Here is a 3,163-nt window from a genome sequence, read left to right as displayed (position 1 = left end):
AATAAATATGGCAGCTACCTACTCTCCCGCATTGTTGTGCAGTACCATCGGCCATGAGGGGCTTAACTACTCTGTTCGGGATGGGAAGAGGTGAACACCCTCGGTATAACCACCATAAGAAGTTAATACCGGATATTATTCCAGTCAATAAGATTACATATTGGGAAGTTGTAAATGAGAGCAACAGATATTAACCATGTTGTTCTTACAAAATTGATTAAAAAAAATTAAAGCGTACGGGCAATTAGTACTACTCGACTTTACTGTTACCAGTTTTACATCTGTAGCCTATCAACGTCGTAGTCTTCGACGACCCTTAAAAGAATACTCATCTTGTGGAAGGTTTCACGCTTAGATGCTTTCAGCGTTTATCCTGGCCGGACGTAGCTACTCTGCATTGCACCTGGCGGCACAACAGATACACCAGCGGTCCGTACGACCCGGTCCTCTCGTACTAAGGTCATGTCCACGCAATATTCTAACGCCCATCACAGATAGGGACCGAACTGTCTTGCGACGTTCTGAACCCAGTTCACGTGCCACTTTAATCGGCGAACAGCCGAACCCTTGGGACCTTCTCCAGCCCCAGGATGTGACGAACCGACATCGAGGTGCCAAACCTCACCGTCGATATGAGCTCTTGGGTGAGATCAGCCTGTTATCCCCGGAGTACCTTTTATCCTTTGAGCGATGGCCCTTCCATGCAGAACCACCGGATCACTTTAGCCGTCTTTCGACCCTGCTCGACTTGTCTGTCTCACAGTCAAGCTCCCTTATACTAATGCGCTCTTCGTACGATTACCAACCGTACTGAGGGAACCTTTGCAAGCCTCCGTTACTTTTTAGGAGGCGACCACCCCAGTCAAACTACCCACCATGCACTGTTTCCCGGAAGGGATTAGAGTCTAAGCAAACAAAGGTTGGTATTTCAACGACCGCTCCACGGCACCTAGCGGCACCGCTTCAAAGCGTCCCAACTATGCTACACATTGTTTGCTCAAAATCAATGCAAAGTTGTAGTGAAGGTTCACGGGGTCTTTCCGTCCCGTGACGGGTAACCGGCATCTTCACCGATACTACAATTTCGCCGGGCTCGCGGAGGAGACAGCGTTCAACTCATTAGACCATTCGTGCAGGTCGGAACTTACCCGACAAGGAATTTCGCTACCTTAGGACCGTTATAGTTACGGCCGCCGTTTACTGGGGCTTCAGTCAGAAGCTTTGGCTTGCGCCGAACATCCTTCCTTAACCTTCCAGCACCGGGCAGGTATCAGGCTCTATACGTCATCTTACGATTTTGCAGGGCCCTGTGTTTTTGTTAAACAGTTGGTTGAACCATTTTACTGAGACCGCATCACTGCGGTATGCTTTATCCCGAAGTTACAGCATCAATTTGCCTAGTTCCTTCTCCGCGGCTCACCCGAGCACCTTAGGCTATTCGCCTCGACTACCTGTGTCGGTTTGCGGTACGGGCTGCTTTAGCCACACCTTAGAGGTTTTTCTCGGAGGTTTGATTAGGATCACTATCAGCGCTGCCGAAGCTTTGCTGTACTATCAGGTTCGCCATCAACTCCGGATTTACCTGGAATCGATATAACTACACCCTTTAACGGGAACATCCGTTGCCCCGCGGATCTTTCACTACCTCGTCACCCCATCGGAACTAAAGCAGGTACTGGAATATTAACCAGTTTTCCATCAGCTTCCCCTTTCGGGTTTGCCTAAGGACCCGACTAACCCTGATCCGATTAACGTTGATCAGGAACCCTTAGTCTTACGGTGAAGTAGTTTTTCACTACTTTTATCGCTACTTATGCCTACATTTTCTTTTGACAACGCTCCAGCATACGTCGCCGTACACCTTCGATGCAGATGTCAATGCTCCCCTACCACTCCATTGCTGGAATTTAGAGCTTCGGTGGTATGTTTGATGCCCGATTATTTTCCGTGCAGGATCTCTCGACCAGTGAGCTGTTACGCACTCTTTAAATGAATGGCTGCTTCCAAGCCAACATCCTGGCTGTTATAGAAATCCCACCTCGTTTGATCAACTTAACATACGCTTAGGGACCTTAGCTGCTAATCTGGGTTATTTCCCTCTCGGCCACGGACCTTAGCGCCCGCAGCCTCACTCCCGGAGAAATTTGCTAGCATTCGGAGTTTGTCAGGGTTTGGTAGGCGGTGAAGCCCCCTAGCCCAATCAGTAGCTCTACCTCTAGCAAACATCTATATCCGAGGCTGTTCCTAAAAACATTTCGGGGAGAACGAGCTATCTCTCAGTTTGATTGGCCTTTCACCCCTATCCACAAGTCATCCCAGAGCTTTTCAACGCTAACGGGTTCGGTCCTCCAGTGTGTGTTACCACACCTTCAACCTGCTCATGGATAGATCACAAAGTTTCGCGTCTACCCCCACTGACTAGTCGCCCTATTCGGACTCGCTTTCGCTACGGCTCCGTAACTTAAGTACTTAACCTCGCCAGTGAGGAGTAACTCGTAGGCTCATTATGCAAAAGGCACGCCGTCACCCGTTGCCAGGCTCCGACCGCTTGTAGGCGTACGGTTTCAGGTACTATTTCACTCCCTTGTTTAGGGTGCTTTTCACCTTTCCCTTACGGTACTGGTTCACTATCGGTCTCTGAGGAGTATTTAGCCTTACCAGATGGTGCTGGTGAATTCAGGCAGGATTCCTCCGGTCCCGCCGTACTCAGGATACCACTCGTCCGCAACAATTTGTGCCTACAGGACTATCACCTGCTATGGTCTAACTTTCCAGAAAGTTCAGCTTGATGTTGCATTCTAAATGTGGTCCTATAACCCCGGTGCAGCACGCTACACCGGTTTGGGCTGTTCCCTTTTCGCTCGCCACTACTTGGGGAATCACGATTGTTTTCTTTTCCTCCTGGTACTTAGATGTTTCAGTTCCCAGGGTTGACTTCCTTGCGGATAACACACCTTCAGTGTGCTGGGTTGTCCCATTCGGAGATCTCCGGATATAATGCTTGTGTGCAGCTCCCCGGAGCTTATCGCAGCTTACCACGTCCTTCATCGTCTCTCAGAGCCAAGGCATCCACCATACGCCCTTAAGTGCTTTAAAAGAGTTATTACTATTACTCGTCATTTACAACTTAAATTTTTAACTACCCAATATGTCAAAGAGCTTG

2 rRNA genes are annotated in these 3,163 nt (G+C 49.0%); both read right to left on the bottom strand.

Going from position 1 to position 3,163, the window contains the following annotated elements:
* Positions 1 to 5: 5 nt before the first annotated feature.
* Positions 6 to 117 (bottom strand): 5S ribosomal RNA (rrf, locus tag AC5JBY_RS02630).
* 107 nt (positions 118 to 224) lie between these two features.
* Positions 225 to 3,096 (bottom strand): 23S ribosomal RNA (locus AC5JBY_RS02625).
* Positions 3,097 to 3,163: the final 67 nt, after the last annotated feature.

This window comes from Paraflavitalea sp., assembly GCF_059502485.1.
This window is presented reverse-complemented; position numbering and strand designations above follow the sequence as displayed.